General features: G+C 46.2%; 17 protein-coding genes. 7 read left to right on the top strand and 10 right to left on the bottom strand.

The window, feature by feature from the left end; all coding sequences use genetic code 11:
* The first annotated feature begins 321 nt into the window (after positions 1 to 321).
* Entirely contained in the window at positions 322 to 837 is a 516-nt protein-coding gene (locus ACJJIC_RS17300; RefSeq protein ID WP_252082484.1) for an RNA polymerase sigma factor, read from the top strand.
* 608 nt (positions 838 to 1,445) lie between these two features.
* Complete coding sequence (locus ACJJIC_RS17295; protein ID WP_445357498.1) at positions 1,446 to 4,457, top strand: TonB-dependent receptor; 3,012 nt, start codon at positions 1,446 to 1,448, stop codon at positions 4,455 to 4,457.
* A 317-nt stretch (positions 4,458 to 4,774) separates the two neighbouring features.
* Here ACJJIC_RS17295 and ACJJIC_RS17290 read toward each other — a convergent pair whose 3' ends face one another.
* Positions 4,775 to 5,257: a PraA/PraB family alkane oxidation protein activator gene (locus ACJJIC_RS17290; protein ID WP_252082480.1), complete on the bottom strand. Its 483-nt coding sequence runs from the start codon at positions 5,255 to 5,257 to the stop codon at positions 4,775 to 4,777.
* A 1,137-nt stretch (positions 5,258 to 6,394) separates the two neighbouring features.
* On the opposite strand from ACJJIC_RS17290, the gene gnd reads away from it, so the two are divergent.
* A complete protein-coding gene (gene gnd / locus ACJJIC_RS17285; protein ID WP_444909130.1) occupies positions 6,395 to 7,915 on the top strand; it encodes an NADP-dependent phosphogluconate dehydrogenase in 1,521 nt (506 codons plus the stop codon).
* Between the two features lie 104 nt (positions 7,916 to 8,019).
* On the opposite strand, the gene rdgC is transcribed toward gnd, so the two are convergent.
* From rdgC to ACJJIC_RS17260, 5 genes are all read right to left on the bottom strand, one after another.
* Positions 8,020 to 9,012 carry a recombination-associated protein RdgC gene (gene rdgC, locus ACJJIC_RS17280; protein ID WP_444909131.1) on the bottom strand — a complete coding sequence of 331 codons (993 nt, stop codon included), beginning with the start codon at positions 9,010 to 9,012 and terminating at the stop codon, positions 8,020 to 8,022.
* Positions 9,013 to 9,706: 694 nt separating this feature from the next.
* Positions 9,707 to 10,045, bottom strand: a complete 339-nt coding sequence (locus tag ACJJIC_RS17275) for a hypothetical protein (RefSeq protein ID WP_252082473.1) — start codon at positions 10,043 to 10,045, stop codon at positions 9,707 to 9,709.
* A gap of 10 nt (positions 10,046 to 10,055) precedes the next feature.
* The gene (locus tag ACJJIC_RS17270) at positions 10,056 to 10,559 is read right to left on the bottom strand and encodes a hypothetical protein (RefSeq protein ID WP_444909132.1); all 504 of its coding nucleotides are present in this window, start codon (positions 10,557 to 10,559) and stop codon (positions 10,056 to 10,058) included.
* A gap of 90 nt (positions 10,560 to 10,649) precedes the next feature.
* Positions 10,650 to 11,750: an alpha/beta hydrolase family protein gene (locus ACJJIC_RS17265; RefSeq protein WP_445357497.1), complete on the bottom strand. Its 1,101-nt coding sequence runs from the start codon at positions 11,748 to 11,750 to the stop codon at positions 10,650 to 10,652.
* Positions 11,751 to 12,173: 423 nt separating this feature from the next.
* The gene (locus ACJJIC_RS17260; RefSeq protein ID WP_444886767.1) at positions 12,174 to 12,572 is read right to left on the bottom strand and encodes a VOC family protein; all 399 of its coding nucleotides are present in this window, start codon (positions 12,570 to 12,572) and stop codon (positions 12,174 to 12,176) included.
* A gap of 463 nt (positions 12,573 to 13,035) precedes the next feature.
* Between ACJJIC_RS17260 and ACJJIC_RS17255 the strand changes: the two genes are divergently transcribed.
* The 3 genes from ACJJIC_RS17255 to ACJJIC_RS17245 all read left to right on the top strand — a co-directional run bounded on the left by ACJJIC_RS17255 (position 13,036) and on the right by ACJJIC_RS17245 (position 15,949).
* A complete protein-coding gene (locus ACJJIC_RS17255) occupies positions 13,036 to 14,097 on the top strand; it encodes a bile salt hydrolase (RefSeq protein ID WP_444884260.1) in 1,062 nt (353 codons plus the stop codon).
* 74 nt (positions 14,098 to 14,171) lie between these two features.
* Complete coding sequence (locus ACJJIC_RS17250) at positions 14,172 to 15,044, top strand: GNAT family N-acetyltransferase (protein ID WP_445357496.1); 873 nt, start codon at positions 14,172 to 14,174, stop codon at positions 15,042 to 15,044.
* A complete protein-coding gene (locus tag ACJJIC_RS17245; protein ID WP_445357495.1) occupies positions 15,044 to 15,949 on the top strand; it encodes a polysaccharide deacetylase family protein in 906 nt (301 codons plus the stop codon). Before ACJJIC_RS17250 ends, ACJJIC_RS17245 begins: the two co-directional genes overlap by 1 nt.
* A gap of 151 nt (positions 15,950 to 16,100) precedes the next feature.
* Here the strand turns inward: ACJJIC_RS17245 and ACJJIC_RS17240 are convergent, their stop codons facing one another.
* The 4 genes from ACJJIC_RS17240 to ACJJIC_RS17225 all read right to left on the bottom strand — a co-directional run bounded on the left by ACJJIC_RS17240 (position 16,101) and on the right by ACJJIC_RS17225 (position 20,815).
* The gene (locus ACJJIC_RS17240) at positions 16,101 to 16,427 is read right to left on the bottom strand and encodes a YceK/YidQ family lipoprotein (RefSeq protein WP_444884263.1); all 327 of its coding nucleotides are present in this window, start codon (positions 16,425 to 16,427) and stop codon (positions 16,101 to 16,103) included.
* 22 nt (positions 16,428 to 16,449) lie between these two features.
* Positions 16,450 to 16,971 (bottom strand): hypothetical protein, encoded by a 522-nt coding sequence (locus ACJJIC_RS17235; protein WP_445357494.1) that lies wholly within the window; start codon positions 16,969 to 16,971, stop codon positions 16,450 to 16,452.
* 287 nt (positions 16,972 to 17,258) lie between these two features.
* Entirely contained in the window at positions 17,259 to 18,731 is a 1,473-nt protein-coding gene (locus ACJJIC_RS17230) for an aminoacyl-histidine dipeptidase (protein ID WP_444909139.1), read from the bottom strand.
* A gap of 116 nt (positions 18,732 to 18,847) precedes the next feature.
* Positions 18,848 to 20,815 carry a VacB/RNase II family 3'-5' exoribonuclease gene (locus ACJJIC_RS17225; RefSeq protein ID WP_445357493.1) on the bottom strand — a complete coding sequence of 656 codons (1,968 nt, stop codon included), beginning with the start codon at positions 20,813 to 20,815 and terminating at the stop codon, positions 18,848 to 18,850.
* Positions 20,816 to 21,165: 350 nt separating this feature from the next.
* Between ACJJIC_RS17225 and ACJJIC_RS17220 the strand changes: the two genes are divergently transcribed.
* Positions 21,166 to 22,254, top strand: coding sequence for a Glu/Leu/Phe/Val dehydrogenase dimerization domain-containing protein (locus ACJJIC_RS17220; RefSeq protein ID WP_444909141.1), 1,089 nt, complete (start codon positions 21,166 to 21,168; stop codon positions 22,252 to 22,254).
* Positions 22,255 to 22,431 lie beyond the last annotated feature (177 nt).

Raw genomic sequence — 22,431 nt, 5'->3', positions numbered from 1 at the left:
TAGTTTTGGAGATTATTTGGTTTTTTGCTCTCAGTTATAAAAAGGCGTTTCATTTTTCTCAAATAGTCCTTTCAAGCATTTATCAAAAAATTTTGTGAGGTTATTCTGTTAACTCTCCTTAACTTGGTTGTTTTTAATCTCCTTTCACTGTGACCAAGTAGTTTTTGTGTTTTGCTTGGCTTGGTTCTTAGGGGGGAGTTGTTACAGATAAATAACAAGAATAAATTTCTGGATTTCGTGGATTTTGCATTGGTTGTTTGTCTAATCTTTTCTGTGTCGGGGGAGCACTAAATATCATTTGAATCACATGTGTGTTTCACTATGGATAATTTTTATCAAAAAGATATTTCAGCTTGGGTGGATAAGTATCGCCCAGGATTAAAACGATACTTTTCTTCTCGAGTAGCTTCAGCTGATGTTGATGACTTAGTGCAAGAGGTTTTTGCTCAGTTGCACTGGCACCTTAATCAGTCCGATATAGAGATAGAAAATCCAAGAAACTATATCTATACGGTAGCTAAAAATCTGTTGGTTAGTCACAGTCGGTACCACAAGTCTCGATGTCGAGCCTTCCATGAGTCACTTTCCCTTGATTATGAAATTCCCGATGTTATTACACCGGAGCGTACAGTAATAGGTATGCAGGATTGTCGGTGCGTCTTAAAAGCAATTCTGGGGCTGCCACCACGTGCAGGGGCGGCATTCAAATTTCACCGTTTTGAGGGATTGACTTACCAGGATATTGCCGAACGCATGGGGATCTCCAAGGAATCTGTAAAGGAACTTATCCAGCGCGCATTAATTAGGGTTAGGCGGGCAGTGGAGGAGGTTTCATAACCTGTTTTTCTCGGATATTTAATCAGGCTATCATCCAATTAAAGATTGGTTAAGTACAAGTGTTTTAAATTATAGGTTAAGTCTATCTGTGCAAATTTTAGAATCTGGTACTTGAATTTACGCCTATTCACCTAAGCATATTGATGCTTGCCTCTCAAATAGAAAAATTCTCTACTTTTATTGTCTCCTTCATCTTCAGATGGTTTTTGCAGATTTAAAGATTTTCTAAAAGCTATATTTATCCCCAATTGTAAATCCGCTTGCACTTACTTGAACTACACTCGAAAAGACCTTTTGGAGGCTAGTCTTTTTTATTTATGAAAGGTGAGAGCTTCCTGCTTGAAATAAGTTGCCCTTTTTAGTGAGTGTAACGCTGAGAAGACGGAGTTTGTAACTTTTGGTCACCGCTATTGTTTGGTTGTGTTAATTGTTGTTTTATTTAATCTCCTTGATTTCTGGGGGCGAATATTTAGTAAATGTGGATCTGAAAAATCTGGGGTTAGATCCCCCCGACTGTGCTGTAAATGCGTCTTAAACCTAGTTAGGCCTGAGATAAGGTGGTGTTTGGCTGACAGAAAAACAGAGAAAATATAATAGAGAGAATCAGAATGATGATGAGCCTGCGTAAGCAAAAAAATTTGATTGCACAAGCGATTCGTGCCACCAATCCGCTCAATCAAACAACGCCCTGGTACAGCGCTGCAATAGCCTGTCTGGTGATGTCTACCGTTTCCACTGCGGCCCTAGCCCAGGAGGAACAGGATACGGAAAGAAGTAGCCGCTCCAAACAGCCGATCGAGGAAGTGACGGTAACGGCCCAGAAAATTGAGGAGAGTATCCAAGATGTTCCTATTGCAGTTTCGGCACTCTCTGGGGATAGCATGGATGCCTTGAAGATCGAACGTGGTGAGGAACTACTACGGGCGATACCGAATGTAAATTTCTCCAAATCAAATTTTAGTACCTATAACTTTTCCATTCGCGGCGTTGGCACCAAGGCAGTTTCTGCCGCCACAGATCCTGCAGTGGCAGTGAGTTTTAATAATGCTCCATTGATTCGTAACAGGTTGTTTGAGCAGGAGTTTTTTGATGTTGAGCGGGTGGAAGTGCTACGCGGACCACAAGGCACATTGTATGGTCGTAATGCCACAGCTGGTGTGGTTAATATGTTGCCGGTTATGCCAGAGGATGAATTTTCCTCTGAAATTAAAGCGGAGATAGGTAGTTATAATTCGAAGCGTACTAGCGGTATGTTTAATTTACCCATTGGGGAGACCATAGGGTTACGTCTCTCCGGTGCTATGACCAAGCGCGATGGATTTGATACTAATACCTATACAGACAATGACGTTAATGATCGTGATCTTTATTCCACTCGGGCAATTTTTGAGTGGGAGCCATCAGAAACATTTAGCGCCAATCTAATTTGGCAGCATTTTGAGGAGGATGATAAGCGTTCACGAACAGGGAAGCAGCTTTGTACGACAGATCCAGGCGTTTCAATGATTGGAGATGTTGAAGTACCAGAAAATTTCACAGGTTTTTTTAGTCAAGGTTGTTTACCCGGCTCAATCTATAGTGATGAAGCATATGGTACAACCAATGCTAAGGGGCTTGCATTTGTTGTTGCTCCGCAAGCACTTCTTCAAGGCTATTATCCGGTAATGAAGGAATTTCTTCCAAATCCTTATGCCAATGCTGAGCAGTCCAGGGATTTGCGTGAAATTGCTACCAGTTTTGATCCTGTGTTTCGCGCTGAGAATGACTTGGTACAGTTAAATTTTGCATGGGAAATGAGTGATACTCTTACATTTTATTCCCAGTCGACATATGCCAAGGACGACTATTACTCTTCCCAAGATTACAACCGGTATGTGTCAGATTCGATTTTTAGTGATTCTACTGAATATGGATTGGATCCAGGCCCTACGCCCGGTGGGATCTATACCGATCCACAGTTAGGACCTTCGGATGGCGTCTTGGCAGTGGATATCAGCCGATCTGATAACAAACAGTGGAGTCAAGAATTCAGATTGCAAACATCCTTTGATGGCCCTTGGAATTTTGTTGTGGGAGCTAATTATCTAGATTTTAAGACTCAGGATGATTATTTTGTATTTAATAATATGTTCTCCCTGATTGCCGAGCATGTATACAATGGCGTTGATGATCCTGAGGCTGGTTTGGGTACAGAGAATTGCACGGACCCTCAGAACATTGAGGGTTTTCAAGATTGTATGTATGTGGATTACAACTCATTAGAGAATATTGATGAGGAAGGTCATAATTATTTCCTCAGTCGAAATCTAGTGGAAACACGATCCTGGGCTATTTTTGGCGAAACCTACTGGCAAATTAATAATGATGTAAAGCTTACCACTGGTCTACGCTACACGAATGATCGCAAGCGTTCCACACCGGTACCCAGTCAGTTATTACTGGGAACAGAAACTGATAATGATACCGGTGAGATCGTTCCTGGCCCTGCCTCTGGGGGGCTGGTTTATAAAGGGTATCCGGAGGGTGATGCCGTTACTCAAAGCTGGAAGGAGTACACTGGGCGCGCTGTACTAGACTGGCGTACAGATACGCCCTTTACCGATGAAACTATGCTTTATCTCTCCCTTGCCCACGGTTATAAAGGGGGCGGCACCAATCCCCCTCGCGCAGATATTGATCCCAATGTTGTGCAATACCAACCTTTAGATGAAACTTTTAAACCTGAATTTGTTAATGCAATTGAAATTGGAACAAAGAATGTTTTATTTGATGGCAGCTTAACTCTCAACGCTAATGCTTTTTACTATGACTATAGCGACTATCAAGTTTCCCAAATTGTTGACCGTATTTCGTTAAACGAAAACTTTGATGCAGAGAGTATGGGGATTGAGCTGGAATTAGCATGGCAGCTTACAGACAATACTCGGCTAGATATGAATATGGGTTATCTAAAGACCCGTATTGCAGATGGTGAAGAGTCTATTGATGTAATGAACCGTACTCAAGGACATGAGGATTGGTTAGTGGTTCGTCCAAGTCTTCAAGTTCCTTCTAACTGTGTTGCGCCGAAAGATGTAGTGGAGGCGACATTTGCAATACCATACCCATTAATGCTTTGGGCTTTATGTGATACTACGGGTAGATGGGGTTCTTTCACACCGGAAATAGAGTCTAGCCAGTATTTCCATGAGTGGCTAAATATCGACCCCTATAACCCGCTCACTGATGCACCGAATGGAGCGAGAGGCTTTGCCGCCGATTTAAGTGGCAATGAACTGCCAAATGCCCCACGGTTCACAGTAAATTTGGGAGTGGAGCATACAATTCCTATCGAAGATTGGGACCTAACTTTGCGAACTGACTATTATCGTCAATCGGAGAGTTATGCAAGGGTTTACAATACAGAGTATGATCGTTTAAAGGCCTGGAGTAACCTCAATGCTTCAGTCAGTTTGAGTCATCCTAACTCAGAATTGTATATGCAGCTCTATGTGAAGAATATATTTGATGATGCACCGATCACAGACATGTTTACTAATAGTGATGATTCAGGTCTCACCACAAATGTATTTACTTTAGAGCCTCGTATTGTTGGGTTCAGTATAAGTAAAGGGTTTTAAACTCTGAGATTATGTCTGATTGACAGATTTAAATATTAATTGCCCTTTTAAGAGCACCTTGATCTGTTGGATAGGTTCTTCTGACAAATTGAGGTGCGTTTTTAAATGTAAACTTGCTATTTGATAATTTGCCAGTTTTTTGAATATTTCTTTATGAATTTTTAGCCGATTGCTAAAGCTTAGGCTCTTTGGCTGGAGATGGGTGAGTTGAGGGTAGTTAGGTTAGGTGGGTGTTTTGCTATAAGTCAATTAATTGTATAAGGGGCACCATCATGATTGCTGATAGTACCCCGTGCGTCTAAATTATAGGGGGCTATCTAGGGTACAGTGAACGATGATTGTGGATTGGTAGATACAACGCCATTTATAACGCAAGGAGATCCTGATCCAGTACTAGGTATTTGGGCATCATTAAAGGTAATTTTGCCTGTTGACTGGTCGAAACTACCATTCAAATCTCCCGCGCAATTACCTGATACAGCTGCTACGTTTACATTTTTTAGGGTTACAGTATTGTTTGCATGTCCTACAAGGGCATATGGTAGCCCGCTAAAAGAAATAGTGCCGCAAATGTTAAGGAAACCTCCCGAGAGGGCCAGGCTTCCAACTGAGGCATCTGCTCCTGTAGAGTCGACACTTCCAGAAAGTTTACATTGAAGCAGGATACCTTTCTCTACTTCGAGGTTACCATCACTCGCTAGGGCTATTGCACCTGGGGGAGACCAGGTTTCTGCATTCGCGAGCCCGGCTATCCCAAAAGAGGCTAAACAGATAGAAGCAGCGGTAAGGATCTTTTTCATAATAATGGTGTTCCTAATATTTCTGTTAATTATTAATGCAGGCACATTACTTGATGCTTGGTCAATTTATATGCGCTACCTTTTGAAGCGTTCATCATCGCTGGAAAGTGATGAAACTTAGTAGACCTCAATAATAGGAGCCGACCCAGTTCCAACCCCTTCCATTTATAAAGACGTGTTGGGATGGCTGTTGGGGGGATGTCTAGCCCAAATAGACGCAAATTTATTTGTGAGGCGTATTTCCTATCCTCAAATTCAATCTATTAATAGGTTGGTTTTATTTATGATGGGCACGGGGGTAGCTCAGCGTTACATATAAAAAATTTTTATATTGTTGATAATGGCATTCTCAGATTTATATTATTTTTGTTCTGTAGACCTTTATTAAGATTTCTGATGTGTTTTGAGTTGTGCAAAAGTACAGGAATTTAGGATTTGTTCTCTCATTAAACTCAACAAGTTAAAAGTGCTTATATAGCTTTTGGTTTGTCAGTTTTCTCAACTTTATTTTAATCCTTATTTCATGTTTGTTTATAAGATGTTTCCTGGTGGGGTGTTATGGCTGCTAATAACAAATTACTATCGGTGGCTGGGTTCCTGGTTATGGAAAGGTTTTATTGATTGTAATTTTCCATTGGGTCGATTTAATCTGTCGATGTATTCCCAGTTCTGAGCAGTTAAGAAAATATTGACTATTTATAGACTTTCGTTAGTCTAATTTTCACTTGAGTTGGAAATTAAAGGAAATATATTTGAACATATCTAAATAGTTAGAAACCCGATGAAAAGCGTGAGGCTTCCAGTAAATGTCTTGTTGTGGATTGAATTAGCATCAACGGACAGCGTGTAATTTTGCATAGGTTTTTTTGTAGTGCTTTAAATATCTAAATTAACTCGGGCAGGCTTTTGTGGGGCTTAATGAGCGTGTATTTGGCATTAAAGGATAAAAGCTATCACGTTACTGGCTAATTTGAGGAAGTCCTTGGTGAAGGGCTACGCTGTACCAGTTTCTACTTCATAAGCCGTTTTTACTATGGCTGGGGACGGTTTTGTTTGGTTTTTGCTCTCCCTGCCCCGGACTCATATTGTTATACTCCGCGCCCTTGAAAGCCCCCCTATCTTATGACGGAGAATTTGATGTCTGATTCACAGTGCGACATTGGCTTTATTGGCGCTGGTGTGATGGGTAAGAACCTGATCTTGAACTTGGCTGATAATGGCTATCGGGTCTGTGCCTTCGATTTGGATCACAACCGGCTCAATGCACTGCTAGAACAGGATAAAAAGGAACGTGGTGATCGGCCTGCGCGTGTGGAAACCTGTAATTCATACACTGAGTTATTGGCTAAGGTCAAAGCGCCGCACTTGATCATTCTTTCTGTACCTGCAGGGGCGCCAGTAGATGATGTTTGTTGCAAACTGTTGGATGCTGGCCTCAAGGCTGATGATATTGTTGTGGACACGGGTAACAGCCTTTGGACTGACTCCGTAGAGCGTGCCAAGCGCTATGAAGGTAAGCTGATCTTCTTTACAACGGCAGTATCCGGTGGTGAGGTTGGTGCGCGATTTGGGCCGTCTCTGATGCCCAGTGGCGATCGCTACGCCTGGAGCCGTATCGAGCCTGTTTGGCACGCGATTTCGGCCAAAGTGGACAAGGCCAGTGGCCAGCCTATAGAACGCTTTGAGCCGGGTAATCCGGTGAAAGAGGGTGAGCCCTGCGCGGCTTATATCGGCCCTATTGGTTCTGGGCACTATGTAAAAATGGTGCATAACGGCATCGAGTACGCGGATATGCAAATGATCTGCGAGGCTTACCATGTGATGCGCAGTGCCTTGGCGATGTCACCGGCGGAGATTGCCGAAGTGTTCCGTGAGTGGAATCGAGGCCCGTTAAACAGCTACCTGATTAATATCAGTGCTGAAGTGCTTTCCACCCTAGATTCTGTTACCGAACAACCGCTGGTGGATGTGATTTTGGATCGTGCGGGTCAGAAGGGGACCGGCCTTTGGACGGCTATCAGCAGTCTTGAAGTAGGCTGCCCTGCGCCGAGCATTGCCGAGGCGGTTTACGCCCGCTCCCTATCTACTCGCAAAATTTTGCGCACCCGCGCCGCGCAGAAACTCAAGGGCCCAGTTCTCACCCAGGTAGCGGCAGAGCAGCGTGAGGAAGCGATCCAGCAGCTGCATGATGCCCTTTACTGCGCCAAGATCTGTGTTTACGCCCAAGGTTTTGACCTGATGAAACTGGCTGCGCGGGAGCAGGGCTGGCAGCTGAACTTCTCGGAAATTGCGAGAATCTGGCGTGCCGGCTGTATAATCCGTGCGGTATTCCTGCAATCGATTAGTGACGCCTACGATCGAGACTCCAAACTCTCTAATTTGTTATTAGATGACTTCTTTACCCAGCAGATCGCCGACCACCAGGCTAACTGGCGCCAGGCAGTGGCGAGTGCAACTCTCAATGGCATTCCGGTACCGGCGCTGTCTTCAGCTCTGAGCTATTACGACGCTTTCCGTTCAGAGTCCCTACCAGCCAACTTGCTGCAAGGGCAGCGGGACTTCTTTGGTGCGCACACCTTTTCACGGGTAGATCAGCCCGAGCAGCGCAAATACCATGTGCTGTGGGGTGAGCCGGGCCGACCAGTTGTGGAGATCTGAGCTTCAGAAAGCGACACTTTGACCTTGGGCGGGGCTTTCGTCCCGCTCAGGGTCAGGTTATTGTTCACTGCTCCATTCATTTCTTTTGCAGTAAAACAAGGCTATCAGAAGACCACTTCTTCTACTTCTCGCGCCAGCTCTTCAGCTTCAGAGTGGGAGGCTTTAGCGACCATCTCCTCTACGCTGGTAGATTCGGTATTAACGCCACCAAAGGCATTGAGTAGATCCTTGATTAGGGCTGAAATTTCCAGTGCCATTACTGCGAAATCTGCATCGAAGCGCTGCGCCGCACTTTCGGCATCGGTGTTATCTGCCTTTTCCAGCAGCTCATCGCTGAACTTTACCCGTTTCACGGAGAGTTGGTCGTCCACCAGGAAATCGACCCCGCCGCGCCAAACCAACCCTAATTTATGTACCTGCAGGCCAGCAACCAAGTGGTTGTGAATTTCCTCGGCGCATAGGTCTTGGTTTTTGCAGCGGATCACACTGCCGCTGTCCTTTGGGTCGCGCAGTTCGCATTCGTGTCCGAAATCAAATTGAGCGGGGGCCTCGGGAGCGGTGAGCCAGTGGGTCATTGTTTGTTGTGGCAGGTTTTTGGCTGATAGAGGGACTACCGCGAGGCTGCTAATGGCTTCGCGTAGATTTTCTAATAACTCTTCAGCGGCGGAGGCAGAGGAAGCATCAACCACTACCCAGCCTTCCTGCGGGGCGATATAGGCGAAGTGCAAGCGGGACCGTGCAAAAGCCTTGGGCCGCATTTCCAGCAGTACCTCATCTTTGAGGTTTTGACGTTCCTTGCGGCCCACCTGTCGGGCCTCTTTTTCTGAAATGGCCTGGGCCATTTCTTCTACTTTCTCATTGATAACGGCTGCTGGTAGAACTTTTTCTTGCTTCTTGGCGCAGACCATCAGGTAGCCATTGGTGGCATGTACCAATTGACTGCCGTGTCTGCCTAGGGGAGAGACCCAACCGTAGCGGACACTGTCCTGGCTACCGCAAGGCACAAATGCCTGGGCTTCCAGTAGCTCGTTTAGTTTTTCGGCATCCAGAGAGAATTCTTTGGTTAAGCGGTAAATACGAAGGTTCTTAAACCACATACATCAGGCCATTTGGTGTTCAGTTGCGTGTGCGGACGTTAATTATGCGGAAACTGGGGCGCGGCAGCTAGTGAGCTGTTTCCAAATGACGAATTGGTTGTTTTTTGTCCGAAATTTGGCGGGGCAGGATAGAATGTTCAGCATCAATGCCTGCAGAGATTGTAGGTTATTGTTCTTTCAGCAGGATGGTCGTAACGGGGCCGTTTTCTCTGTGAAAGCCTTTGTGGCTGAGCTGCAATAGTTTGAGTGCAGTCGCAGACACCTGGTTCTGTTAAAGGGTAGGGTCATCGGAGAACTCCCCTAACCGTTTAAAAGTAGGGGGCAGGGCTGCTGGCCAGATTTATCTGAGCCGGTCACACCACGCCAGTAGTCCAACCTTAACCCCATATTTCAGCAAGGCCAATTATTATTCTCTGTTTGGTAATGTGTCTTTAAGCCGCTGGGCGCTTATCGATATTAACCTTGAAGAGGAAGAAGTAAATGGATTGACTTATCTTTAGCAAAGGATTACTTCGATATTTCCCGGATGGCTACTTGAATTGTTCGCGGAATCTGAAGCTGATTTAGAGGGGCAGTGTGGCGGTAATGAAGAATGCTATTTCCGTAAAACTGCTTGAAATATAAAAACAATTACATCATGGCATTCCCCACAGTCAGTCCGTGACATTTGTGGGGCTATATAATTACTGAATGCTCAGGAAGCAATTTTTAATGAAATACCTGTGCAGGCTTCCAATGCGGTCCAAATTACTCCCACGACGGCATTCCAGATTTTTTCTATGGTTACAGCGAGAAGGCCGCGGAGGGTTCTGGCAAAATTCAAAGCCATATCCTCGATAGAATCAAGAAAGTAATCTCTCAAGTCCTCACCGATTTCGTTTTCCGCGATGGCTTTGGCAATCAATTTTGCCTGAAGGGCTAGAGCGGATAACTGGCGCTCTGAGAAGCCACGGATTTCTGTGATGTCATGCTCAATAACGGTAGAGGCTGCATCTTTAATATCTGAGATCAATTGGGTTACGTCCAGTGACATGGCAAAGTCCTCAGCGGTTTAAGAAGGATTCGTAAGTTAAAGCCTGGTCCATAGAGATTACAACTTCATTCTTGAAAAGCGCCACAATGGTAGAGCGAAGCCCCTTGTCTTCGTCTTCTTTACGCATTCGATTAAGACTGCTAGAGATTTTTTTAAGTGAATTGACACTGGGTGGCTGCTCATTGAAAACGATATCTGCTCCTGTAGAACTCAAATAGTTGTTGATTTTCTTGAGTGTATCTTTATTGGGCATTGGCCGGGTGTTGGATTGCATCGCTAAGGCGTCAATCTTGCCAATTAATGCATGGTAGTTTTGGTCTCTTTTAGCATAGGATTCTTTATCTGTACCATGAGAAACTGAGGAAAAGAACTGCATCAGTTCTGCATTCACCTCAGTGAGATCTGAATAGAGTTCCGCATCATATCTTGGAGCTAGCTGGGAGCAACTGCTGATGGCTAGAGCTAGAACTATGTATAACAGAGCGGATGCTACCTTGGGTGGGGTGGACAACATCTGTACTCTCCTTGCTGTTGACGTTTATGGATATTCTGATTGTTACTTCAAGTAAGCGATAGTTGGATGGCTACTATCGCTCAACTTTCATTAAGCTGGTTCTAAGGCTTCTTCATTTGTACAAACTTTAGCGGAGCCCTGCCGTTCAAAATATGACAATAGAAATCTGACTGCTTCCTGATTGTCGAAATAGCGGGAATGTACTTTAGCCGCGATTTTATCTGGAAAAGTGCCATAAGAACCGATTACCCTCTCATAGCAATTATGAGCTTCAGGTACGGCTGAGCCGCTGGCAAACCAGTCGGAGTGGGATTTGATATCAATCCATTCAATCAGATCATCGCGCTGGGATAACTCTAGAACTTCGTTTTGTAGCCATGGGGCCTGTTTACCCAGAACTTCGATTAATGAGCCCATGGTTAGAATTCGCACTGGCGTGCCAAAGGAGGGAAGGTCTGCAAAGAGATCCACAGTAACTACGCTACCAAAGCTATGCCCGACTATTGTAACTGATTCATAGTTTTCTAAGGCTAGGCTGCTTTGCAGTTGCTCGCGCACACGTCTGATAATCTCAAAGCGCACAGCGGGTTTACCTCTGGCCGCGGGCTCATTGGTTAGGTAGCGCTTACAAAAATCTGAGATATCAACCAGTAGCGATACGGGCATGAGAGCGACAATCGCTGTTGCCACTGCCCAAATACGCCAGCCACCAATATATTCAACAGATCTTTTCAATTCCTCTACCAGAGGGAAGAATGGGTTATCAGCGGCAGGTTCAATAGCTTCAACAAATAGTATAATGGTACCCAAGTACCAAACTATAAAGGCTAGTGCTGACAGGGTTAGCCCAAAGGTGAGGTATTTGCGCCGCAGTACTCCTTTCCAAATATGTAAATTAGCGAGCCAGAACCAGATAAGTGAAAAGCCCCTGGCGAGGCGAGTTTTTAATGTCTGTTGGGTAATACTGGGTACCAGGTCGTTCCAATAAGCTTCAACCAGGTCTAGTTCCATTTCCTGCCCTGCGGAGGTAGCTCGTAAACGCTGAACGCCCGGGGGAATAGTGGGCGCCGCTATGGGGGTGAGTGGTATACGTTCACTCGCAGCAATAAGCCCCTCTGTAAACTCGGACAATTGTGCAGTACTGGTGACACGGGTAAGTCCTGGTACCAGCATTATCAAGTTTCTTTTCATGGTACTTCCAAATGATAGTGTTGAGCCTCGGGCTGCTTCATTCTTTGAGTTAGTGCCCGTAGTTCAATGGCCTGAAGAGCCCTATATGTTTTGAGTATTATTATGTTAAGAAACAAACTTCCTTTTATTCTTTGACGCACCAGTTTTGGACTGGTTATGCATACTCCGATGCTGAAAACTTGACCTGTAATTAGCTCGGGTTAGATCAAGAGGTATAAAAGTATGGGAATTGGTACATGTAAAGCGAGTCTTGCCCGATTTATATGTGATAGAGAAAGAGAAGTAAACAGGAAATTTTACAATAGTATGGCTTCTATACTAACGAATGAATGAGGCGCAGTTAGTGAGTTCGGAGAGATTTAAATTGAACCCCTGCCACCGTAGTTGAGTGCTAGCGGTGGCAAGTTTGGTAGAAAAAGCAGTTTAATCAACCACTTCTGTTTGCAGCTGGACAAGTATAAACTCATTGCCATACAGGTCTTCAAAATGGGCAAACTCAGCGTTGGAATCTGAGGTTCTTGGCTTAGTAAATTTTACTCCATTATTTATTAGGCGCTTATATTCATTATCAAAATCCTCTGTATAAATAACTGCACAGGGTTGACCCGCCGTCTGCCTGCCAACCTGATCCAATTGACTATTGGAGGAGGCTTGTAAGAGCCAAATACCCATGTCTTTTTGTTCGGGTAGGCGAAGGTGAACGAATCTTAATGGCGGAGCCTCTGAATCAATAAATACTTCGAAACCAAGTTTGTCACGGTAAAAAGTAATAGCTTCTTCGTAGTCACGAACAAGAATAACCAATCTTCCTATAGTGTTCATAAAATCCCGTCTTTGCTGATTGAATGTTGATAGAAGGGCTTGATATTAACTGGCTTTGTTGTACTGAATACTATTGCAGTCAGAATTTGATTAAATCACAACGTAGAATTATATGACAGAAATACTCCTGTAGTGCCTAAACACAAGGGGTTCTAATTAGATGTATCAAACGGTTGCTGTTCACGTTATCAGATAGTGAGATTCAGGATCGCTTTAAGGCTTGTGGGCGATCTTCATAATGAATCTTTAAGCGTCTTTTTATGGGGTTAGAGTTAGGTGGAAATATTCAGTTAAATCGTTTTCGTCTCTTTCCACATGTTGTCGTTTATTGTTGGCAGCTAAAGCTAGACTTGGCCATTAAAGATGACTTGATCGTTATTGAAATAGAATTGATTAGCGGCTGATCGGTGTGGCTTTAAAAATTTAAAAGGAAATTAATGGCATGTATATCAGGGAAAAGATGATGGACAATAAATTTGTTCGCGGCTTACTTGGTACAGCTCTGATCTTGTTTGTTGGGTTGAGCCAAAGCAATGCCAGTGCCTGCACTAGAATTTTTTATGAGGCTGGTGATGGTTCTTATATTACAGGGAGAAGTATGGACTGGAGTGATACCACAGCTGCAATGGACTTTTGGTTGTTCCCAAAAGGGATGCAGAGAAATGGAGGTGTCGGTCAACAGTCGATAACTTGGACTTCGAAGTACGGTTCGGTAGTAATAAGTATTTATGAGGCGGCAACTTCTGATGGCCTTAATGAGGCAGGCTTGGCTGGGAATCTACTTTATCTGGCCGAGGCTGAATATGGGAACCCTCAAAAGCGTGGAAAACCGACAATTTCAGTTGGAGCCTGGCTTCAATATATGCTGGACAATTATGCAACTGTTGAAGAAGTGGTTACAGCGATGGAGGCAGATCCATTTACTGTGATAGGAGCTGATTTGCCTGATGGTAAGCCCGCTACTGCGCATATTTCAATCTCCGATCCCAGTGGGGATTCTGCGATATTCGAGTATATCAATGGAGCACTACAGGTCCATCATGGCAAACAATATAAGGTCATGACCAACTCTCCGATATATAGCCAACAACTGGCGATTAATACTTATTGGAGCCAGATTGGTGGTGAGAATTTTCTGCCAGGTACCATAACTGCAGCAGATCGTTTTGTCCGTGCTAGCTTTGCCCTTGAGTCATCACCAAATTTTAAAGATCATCGAAAGGCAGTTGCCTCAGTCTTCTCACAAATACGCGCTGTGAGTGTGCCACTGGGGATGAGTGATCCAGGGAAACCTAATATTGCCTCGACCCTGTGGCGTTCAGTGATAGATCAAAAGAGAATGCGATATTACTTTGACTCCGTGATTAATCCTTCGGTGGTTTGGTTGGATTTTAGTAATTTAGATTTTAAAAGTGGAGCGAAGGTTTTATCTATGAAGCTGGATACCCCGAGTGATATTGGTGGTGAAATATCTTCGCAGCTTAAGCCGGCAACTCCCTTTAAATTTCTTGCACCAAAGAGTTAACCGGAGTTAAAAAGTCACATTTAACTAGATTATAAATGGAGTTGATCTCAGTCTCTTTATAAATAGGGGTGGATATGAAAGATACAATGACTATACGTAATATGCAGCGCCCTGAAGTCGATGTCTTGGTACATTGGGCAGCTCAAGAGGGCTGGAATCCAGGATTGCATGATGCTGAAACTTTTTGGCAAACGGACTCTAAAGCATTTATCGCTGCACTGGTTCAGGACAAAATGATAGGTGGTGGTGCTATTACCTCGTATGAGGGAATATATGGCTTTATGGGCTTCTTTATTGTGAAGCCAGAGTACCGAGGATTGGGGCTTGGTCGTAAACTTTGGTATTTTCGTCGTCAACGAATGCTTGAAAGGTTAAGCCCAGGAGCTTCAGTGGGGCTGGATGCTGCATTCCAGATGCAGGATTTCTATGGGGAAGGCGGCTTTAAATTCTCTCATCGCAACTTGCGTTTTAGTATGGCCGTGCCTTTAAAAGTGGCTTCAAATAGTAGTGGAAATTTTGAAATATTACCTCTTGCAGAGATTCCTTTCGACCAGCTTCTTCAATATGACATGACCTGCTTCCCTGCAGGAAGGGAAAAATTCTTGCGTACTTGGCTGAATCAAGAAGGGGCTCAGGCTTTGGGGGTATTGCAATCGGGAACGTTGAAAGGTTATGGGGTAATTCGCCGCTGTGGTGAAGGTTGTAAAGTGGGCCCTTTATTTGCCAATAACGGTCAGTTGGCTGAAGCGCTATTGATTGAATTGACAAAGTTTTCTTCAGGAGGGGCTGTATTTTTGGACGTGCCGGAAAATAATCAAGAAGCCATGGCTTTAGTTAAAAAATATAATATGAAAGAGGTATTTGGTTGTGCGCGTATGTACCTAGGCTCTAAGCCCGATATTGCTCATGAGCGTATTTTCGGTGTAACAACCTTTGAGCTGGGTTGATGATTGAGCGTGACTTAGAAGGCTATGCAGGGCAGCCTCCGGATCCAAAATGGCCGAATGGGGCCAGGATAGCCGTTCAATTTGTACTGAATATAGAGGAAGGCGCTGAATCTTGTGTTTTAAACGGGGATGACCAATCGGAAGCTTACTTACATGAACTCTTTGGTAGGGAGCCGCGTTTAGGGGAAAGAGACCTCAGTGTTGAGAGTATGTATGAGTATGGTAGCCGGGCTGGCGTGTGGCGTATCCTCAATATCTTCAACTCTAACAAACTCCCACTAACGGCATTCGCCTGTGGGTTGGCACTGGAATTGAACCCAAGTGTGGCACAGGCATTGGTAGCTGCAGGTCATGAAATAGCAGGGCATGGATATCGCTGGTTAGATTATCGCCATATTGATGAAGCTGTTGAGCGAGAGCATATACGAACAACCCATAAATGCATTGAAAGACTAACTGGAGAGAGAGAAGTTGGTTGGTATATTGGTCGCACTAGTGCTAATACCCGCAAACTTCTAGGGGAAGTTTCCCAGGTCCTCTATAGTTCTGACTCCTACAGCGATGACTTGCCATACTGGAGTTACACCCCAAAGCCTAGGCTAATCATTCCCTATAGCCTTGTGAATAATGATGTTCGATATCTTTTCCCAAATGGCTGCGCTTCGGCAGAAGATTTTTTTCAAATTTTAAAAGATGCTTTTGATCTTCTCTGGCTAGAAGGGGAGAGTCAGGCGAAAATGTTAACGGTTGGCTTACATGGCCGAATCAGTGGCCACCCCGCTCGTGCAATGGCTTTACTCCAATTTATTGACTATATCCAAAATCATGAAAAAGTTTGGATTTGTAGAAGGTCAGATATTGCCAAACATTGGATTTCTCAGCACCCTTCAGCGGGGGGGGAGTAGTTAACCTTATTAAGCTCTTTGTGTTGTCGAGGTCAATAGGGTTTTTCAACTGTCATAGGAAATGTTGTTAATTTATAAGAGGCTGGCAGCAATTGATACTTCATAGATCTGCCAGCGGCTTTTATTCTCTGTTTTTACTTAAATACCGTTGTTAATACTGGCTGCTGGAGACTGAAATATTTCCGTTCTTCCTCTGCTCAATCATGGTAAATGGAAGCACTATTGTGTCAGTTGCGGTGGAAAAGAGGCTGTCTACGAGGTACACGCCGAGAAGTAAGTCGACATTTATTGATTCACTGTCTGAATGCATTTTACATATATTGTAGGAAAGACCGCTGTAGACTCTCGGGATGGATTCACAGTTGGATTTTTGCCGTTTTAAATTTGCAGAAATTTCACGGTCTGTGCTGGAGAGGGTGGTGAAAGTCCCACAGCCCGTTAACATAAGAGAGCAAATTGCTAGACTGATAGTTTTCATTAATATCGTTCCCTGTGAATGTTTAGAATTGATAGCCGAAATGTAGTTTTAGCTCGGTCCCATCTCTGAATGAGCCATCTTTATTAGTTTTTAGGTAGGATTTTCCCAAACTGATACCACCTAAGAGGCTGGCCTCGTCATATCTATTGAAGAAGTAAGTGTAAGATCCTGCGATATAGCTTTCATAACGTCCTTTATATTTGAATTCAGATAATGACTTATCGTTCGGCGATGCGCTGAGAAGGTTTGAATTTTCATAAATATAATGTTCCCAATCTAGCTCTTTTGTTCTTATAAGCAAGCCGAGGGAGTGTTTCGGGTTCAAGCTTCTTTCCCATCCAAGGGTTATTCCATACTCCTCATCAAGGTTGTCGGCCAGCCCTCCTCCGATATAAAAAGTGTCGGTCCCATAGGTGGTTGAGTACTTGATACCTAAAAGGCCTCCATATTGTGTACCTACACCAAGGCTAAGGTGGTTATTCAGATTTGCAGAGGCGAATGCGAAGGATGGGAAAAGAATACCGGCAAAAATCACACTTTTCATAGTTCTTCCATGTTGTGTTAAAGCGATTCTATTGACCTAAGGTATTCAAGGGAAGTTCCATGGTGGTTTCTAGAGCAAGAATTTTTATAAAGGCGCTGAGCACTCTTTGGAAAATGAAAAATATTTTATTAATTGATGGGATAAAAAAGTAAATCAGATTGAGAAAGAAGACTGCTGACTAGATTTTTTCTTGTTGGGGGTCGCCTGCCTACTTAGATGATTTGTAGTGGGCAGGCAATAAAAAAGGATGATACTGTTAAAGATAGCTCTATAGGTTGATCGTTAAGCTAGCTACGGGCAGGAATGGCCTGCACAACTTTAATAAAATAATCCCAGAAGTTAGCCACACTCTGGATATGCACTCGCTCTTCGGGTGAGTGGGCGCGTCGGATAGTGGGGCCGAATGAGACCATGTCCCAGTTGGGGTATGGCTTGGCTAAAAGACCGCATTCCAGGCCGGCGTGGATGACTTTTACTTCTGCATGTTCCCCAGTCATTTCCTTGTACACTTCCCGCATCATGGCAAGTAGTGGTGAGGCTGGGTTTGGCGTCCAGCCGGGATAGGCATTGCCCAGTTTGGTTTTTGCACCGGTCAGCTCGAATATGGCGGCTACGTCGAGTCCATGGTGGTCTCGGGCGCTGTCGGAGAGGCTGCGTACCAGGCATTGCATCTTTACTTGATGTTGGCCGTTTTCTTCAACAGTTACCACACGAGCCAAGTTGTTGGATGTATCGGCAATACCATCCAGTGCGGTGCTCATGCGTTCTACACCGTTGGGGCAGGCGCGAATAGCACGGATTAATTTCAGCTGGCTCGCTTCATCCATAACGCTGCTCGGTGCTTCGGCTGCTTCTAAGCAAATCTCCAGCGCTGCTTCATTGTCGAATTCGCGTGCAATTTGCGCGCTCTCTTGCTCAACAATTTCCTGTAACTGTTTCTGTGCGTTATTCGGTACAACCAGAGTGCTGAAAGATTCCCGAGGGATGGCATTGCGCAAGCTGCCACCATCGAGGCTGGCAATGCGCAATTGGGGAATGCTTCGCTGAGCGGTATCAATAACACGATTGGCAATTTTATTGGCGTTACCGCGACCTTTGTCAATGTCCAGGCCGGAGTGCCCACCGCGTAGACCGCGTACAGTGAGTTTGAAAGCCTGAGCATCAGCCATCAGAGGCTCGGCGGTGTAGGGTAAGGCGGCATTAACGTCCACTCCACCGGCACAGCCGATGTAGAGTTCTCCCTCATCTTCGGTATCGAGATTTAACAGCAGGTCTGCTTCGAAATAACCTGGCTTAAGATTTTTCGCTCCGGTCATACCCGCTTCTTCATCAATAGTCAGCAGTGCTTCCAGGGCTGGGTGCGGGATATCTGTAGATTCCATCAGGGCGAGGATGGCAGCTACACCGATGCCGTTATCGGCCCCCAGGGTGGTGCCTTCTGCGGTTACCCACTCACCATCGATATAGGGTTTGATGGGGTCCGTCAGAAAATCGTGATCAGTATCGGCATTTTTCTGCGGCACCATATCCACATGGCTTTGCAGTGCCAGTGTCTGGCGGTTTTCCATGCCGGGGGTAGCCGGCTTCTTGATAATGACATTGCCAATTTCGTCGAGCTGAACTTCTAAGCCGCGATTCTTGGCAAATTCCACAATGTGTTCGACAACGCGGTCTTCATGCTTGGATGGGCGGGGAATTTCACAGAGTTTGGCAAAGTGTTGCCATAGCGGTTTAGGGTTCAGCTCAGCAATATTGCTCATTGGTGGCCTCGGGCATTGTTATGGGTTGGTTTTATGCTCTGCGTTTAAATTGGCGCAGCTAGGGCATAACAGTAAAGAGCCCGGCGGGTGCCGGGCTCTTTGGGGTTCTACTTGGCTTATTTCTCTATAGCCATTTCGTTTGCTGAAGTTTCAGGTAAGAGCTCCAGGGAGATGCGGCGTTTATCGACATCTACAGAGGAAACTTTAACGCTGATAGTTTGTTCCAGCTGGTAGCTCTGTTCGTTGTAGGTAAGGGTAAGGTGCTTGCCGTCAAAATTCGGCAGGTTCTTTTTATCCCCATTTAGGCGAACAAATCCATCAATACCAAATTCGTCCAGGCGCACACCGAGACCGGCGCCATTGACCAGGGTGATCTTGCCGCTGAACGCCTGTCCAACCTTGTCCTGCATAAATTGGGCATAAAGCCATTGCTCGAGCGCACGATTGGCCTGGCGGCCGCGGGTCAGGCTGTCCTGCAGGGCTTCGATCTGTTCGTCACCAAGCGCCGCAGCAGGGCCGTCTTGTTGGGCGGCACGCAGTACCCGATGGTTATGCAGGTCGTTGTATTTACGAATGGGGGAGGTCGCAGTGGCGTAGGCTTCAAGGCCCAGACCTAGGTGCGCTCCCGCTTTGTTGTCGAGTTGGCCGGGGCGCAGCATGCGCTTCAGAACCGACAACAGGTTTTGCATCTGTGCATCGCCATGGCTTTCCAGATACTTAACCAGGGCTAGGTAATTTGGCAATTCGCCGAGGTCTTGCTCTGCATGCTCCGGTAGTAACTCTTTGAGTAGGCTACGTACCTCACCCATGCGTTCCTCGCGAAAACCCAGGTGTACCGAGAAGCAGCCCTGTTGCAGCTCAGCCAGTTTGCCGCCAATGCTGATATTTGTGGCGAGCATGGCTTCTTCCACCATGCGCTGAGCAATATTGCGCTCCTGCTTTTCGATACGAGCGATCTTGCGCTTGTCGTCGAGGTGAATCTCGTAATCGGGGCGGTCTTCCATCGCCAGGGAGTGATTTGCGCGATAGGCAGAGCGAGCTTCAAAAACGGCAGCCAGGTTGCGCAAACTCTGTTTTTGCTCTTCTGGTACGGCGGATTCGTCGCCCTCAATGAACTGGCTCACTTGGATGTAGCTCAGCTTGTGCTGGGAGCGAATCGCAGCAAATTCATAGCGGCTCTCGCCCAGGCTGCCATCAGTGTTGATATCAATATGAACCACCAGGGCCGGGCGCAGTTCTCCGGGTACCAGGGAGAACAGGTTTTCACACAGGTTTCGCGGCAGCATGGGTAGGGTTTCACCGGGCAGGTATTGGCTGTGAGCGCGCTCGAACGCCTCTTTGTCCAGGGGGCTGCCGGTTTCTATCACACTGGAGGGGTCGGCGATGGCGATATGCAGGGTCCAGCCTTCGTTGCGGGTGGTGACGGCGAGGGCGTCGTCCATATCGCGGGTACTTTCCGCATCGATTGTGGCAAAGCCCAGTTCAGACAGATCCTGGCGCTCGGAGATCACTTCGGCAAGTTGAGCGCTGATTTCTTGCGCCTGGGCCTCCGCAGGTTGGCCAAACTGCTCAGGCAATTTGAATTGCGCTACTACATAAGCATGCTCAATACCGGGGATATCGGGCTTGCCAATGACCGTTTCCACTTTTGCCTGGGCGCGGCCATCTTTGAATGGGTGTCGATTGATTTTACAGGCGATAAACTCTCCCGGCTGTGCTTTACCGCGGGCCTTGGGAGGCAGGAAAATCCAGCGCGACAAGCCGTTCTGGCTGGGCTGGATAAAATGCCCCTGGCCCCGTTGGACATATTGCCCAACCAGATAATCGAGTTGGCTTTCGATCAGTGTGTCCAGCTCAGCGCTGAGCTTGCCTTTTTTCTCTTCCGTGAGGCTGACGCGGACACGATCACCTGGGAAAACCCGTTCCATCTCATTGGGAGGTAAAAAAGCCTCGCGTCCATCTTCTAGCTCCACAAAGCCAAATTTGCCGTTGCTGCCGCGAACCCGGCCCTCGGCAAACTCCTTACTGGAGCGAATATCTGTTTTCAGTTGTGAAAGTTGTTTCAGAGCGTCGGCATTCAGCATCGAGTTGATCTCTCGGGGGTCGATTTAGGCGCGGATTCTACCAGACCAGAATGAAGCGGGTAACAGGGGGCTAAAGAAGGAGAAATCATATCCGTTTGATTAAGCGCAAAGATGCCGGGTTGAAGGGGCAGTCAAGATCGATGACTGTATGGCCCAGTATATTTCCGTAGGGGCCGCTGTCCTAAAAAAAAATAATTCGTGTGAGGATTTAGCTATTACAGCGCTGTTCTGTGCAAAATATGCAAACTTTATCTGCCGAAGCTAGATATAATCTTACCCCTAAATAAAAACAGATAAGGGCTGTGGTTGTTCCCCAGCTGTAGAACCGGCCTTCCGGAGAGGAACAGTTAATGAGTATTTTTTCCCATTCCGCCTACGATAAGCACGAACAAGTGGCGTTTTACCAAGATGCTAAGAGTGGTCTCAAAGCAATTATCGCGGTACACAATACGAATTTAGGTCCCTCCCTGGGTGGTTGCCGCATGTGGCCATACGCCGATGACGGCGAGGCTCTGAATGATGTTCTGCGTCTTTCACGAGGCATGACCTACAAGTCTGCTATGGCTGGCTTGAAGCTGGGTGGCGGCAAATCCGTCATTATTGGCGATCCGCGTAAGGAAAAGACTCCCGAGCTGCTGCGCGCCATGGGTGAGTTCATCAATACCCTGGGCGGCCGCTATATTACCGCAGAGGATTCCGGCACCAGTGTTGCCGACATGAGCGTAATTGGCGAGACCACCGAGTATGTGTCCGGTCTGTTCGCGGGTTCTGAATTCGGCGGTGACCCCTCTCCCTCCACTGCATATGGGGTGTTTGTCGGCCTTAAGGCTGCTGTCGAACACCGCTGGGGCAAAAACGACCTTACGGGTCTGAAGGTCTCTATTCAGGGGGTGGGCAACGTGGGCTTCCGCCTGGGTAAACTACTGAAAGACGCTGGTGCAGAACTGTTTGTGACCGATATCTTCCAGGACAATATCGACCGTGCGGTAACTGAGCTGGGTGCTATTGCCGTGACCGCAGATGAGATCTTTGATCTGGATGTGGATCTGTTTGCTCCCTGCGCTATGGGTGCCATCCTCAATGACGACACCATTTCCCGCCTGAAGGTGGGTGCTGTGGCTGGTGCAGCCAATAACCAGCTGGCCGAGGAGCGCCATGCAGCGGCTCTGCGCGAGAAAGGTATTCTGTATGCGCCAGACTATGTGATCAACGCCGGCGGCATTATTGATGTTTACTACCAGCAAAAAGGTGACTACGACGCCGCAGAGGTGAAGGCCCATATCGAAGAAATCGGCAGCACCATGAAAGAAGTGTTTGTGCGTGCAGACGAGACTGGCGAGACCACAGCGCATGTGGCCGACCGTATTGCTGAAGAACGCTTCGGATACCACTCTGTGACCGGTGATACGGAGAACAAATCCGGCACCGTGGCAGCATAACCTAATTCGGCACGGGAGATGTGCCGATGACCTGATCCCTGGCGATTGGCATCATCGCTTCTCTCTGTGATGTATTTATTTGGGCACTTTAGTGCCCATTTTTTTGTCTCAAGATTGATGTAGTGACCTGGTGCCTCATTCTGGTGCCAGGTTTTTGGTTCGTTACTGCGGAGGGCG

Source organism: Microbulbifer mixtoriginis (SeqCode), from assembly GCF_052468275.1.
Note: the sequence above shows the minus strand (reverse complement) of the source record. Positions and strands in the feature narration are given on the sequence as shown.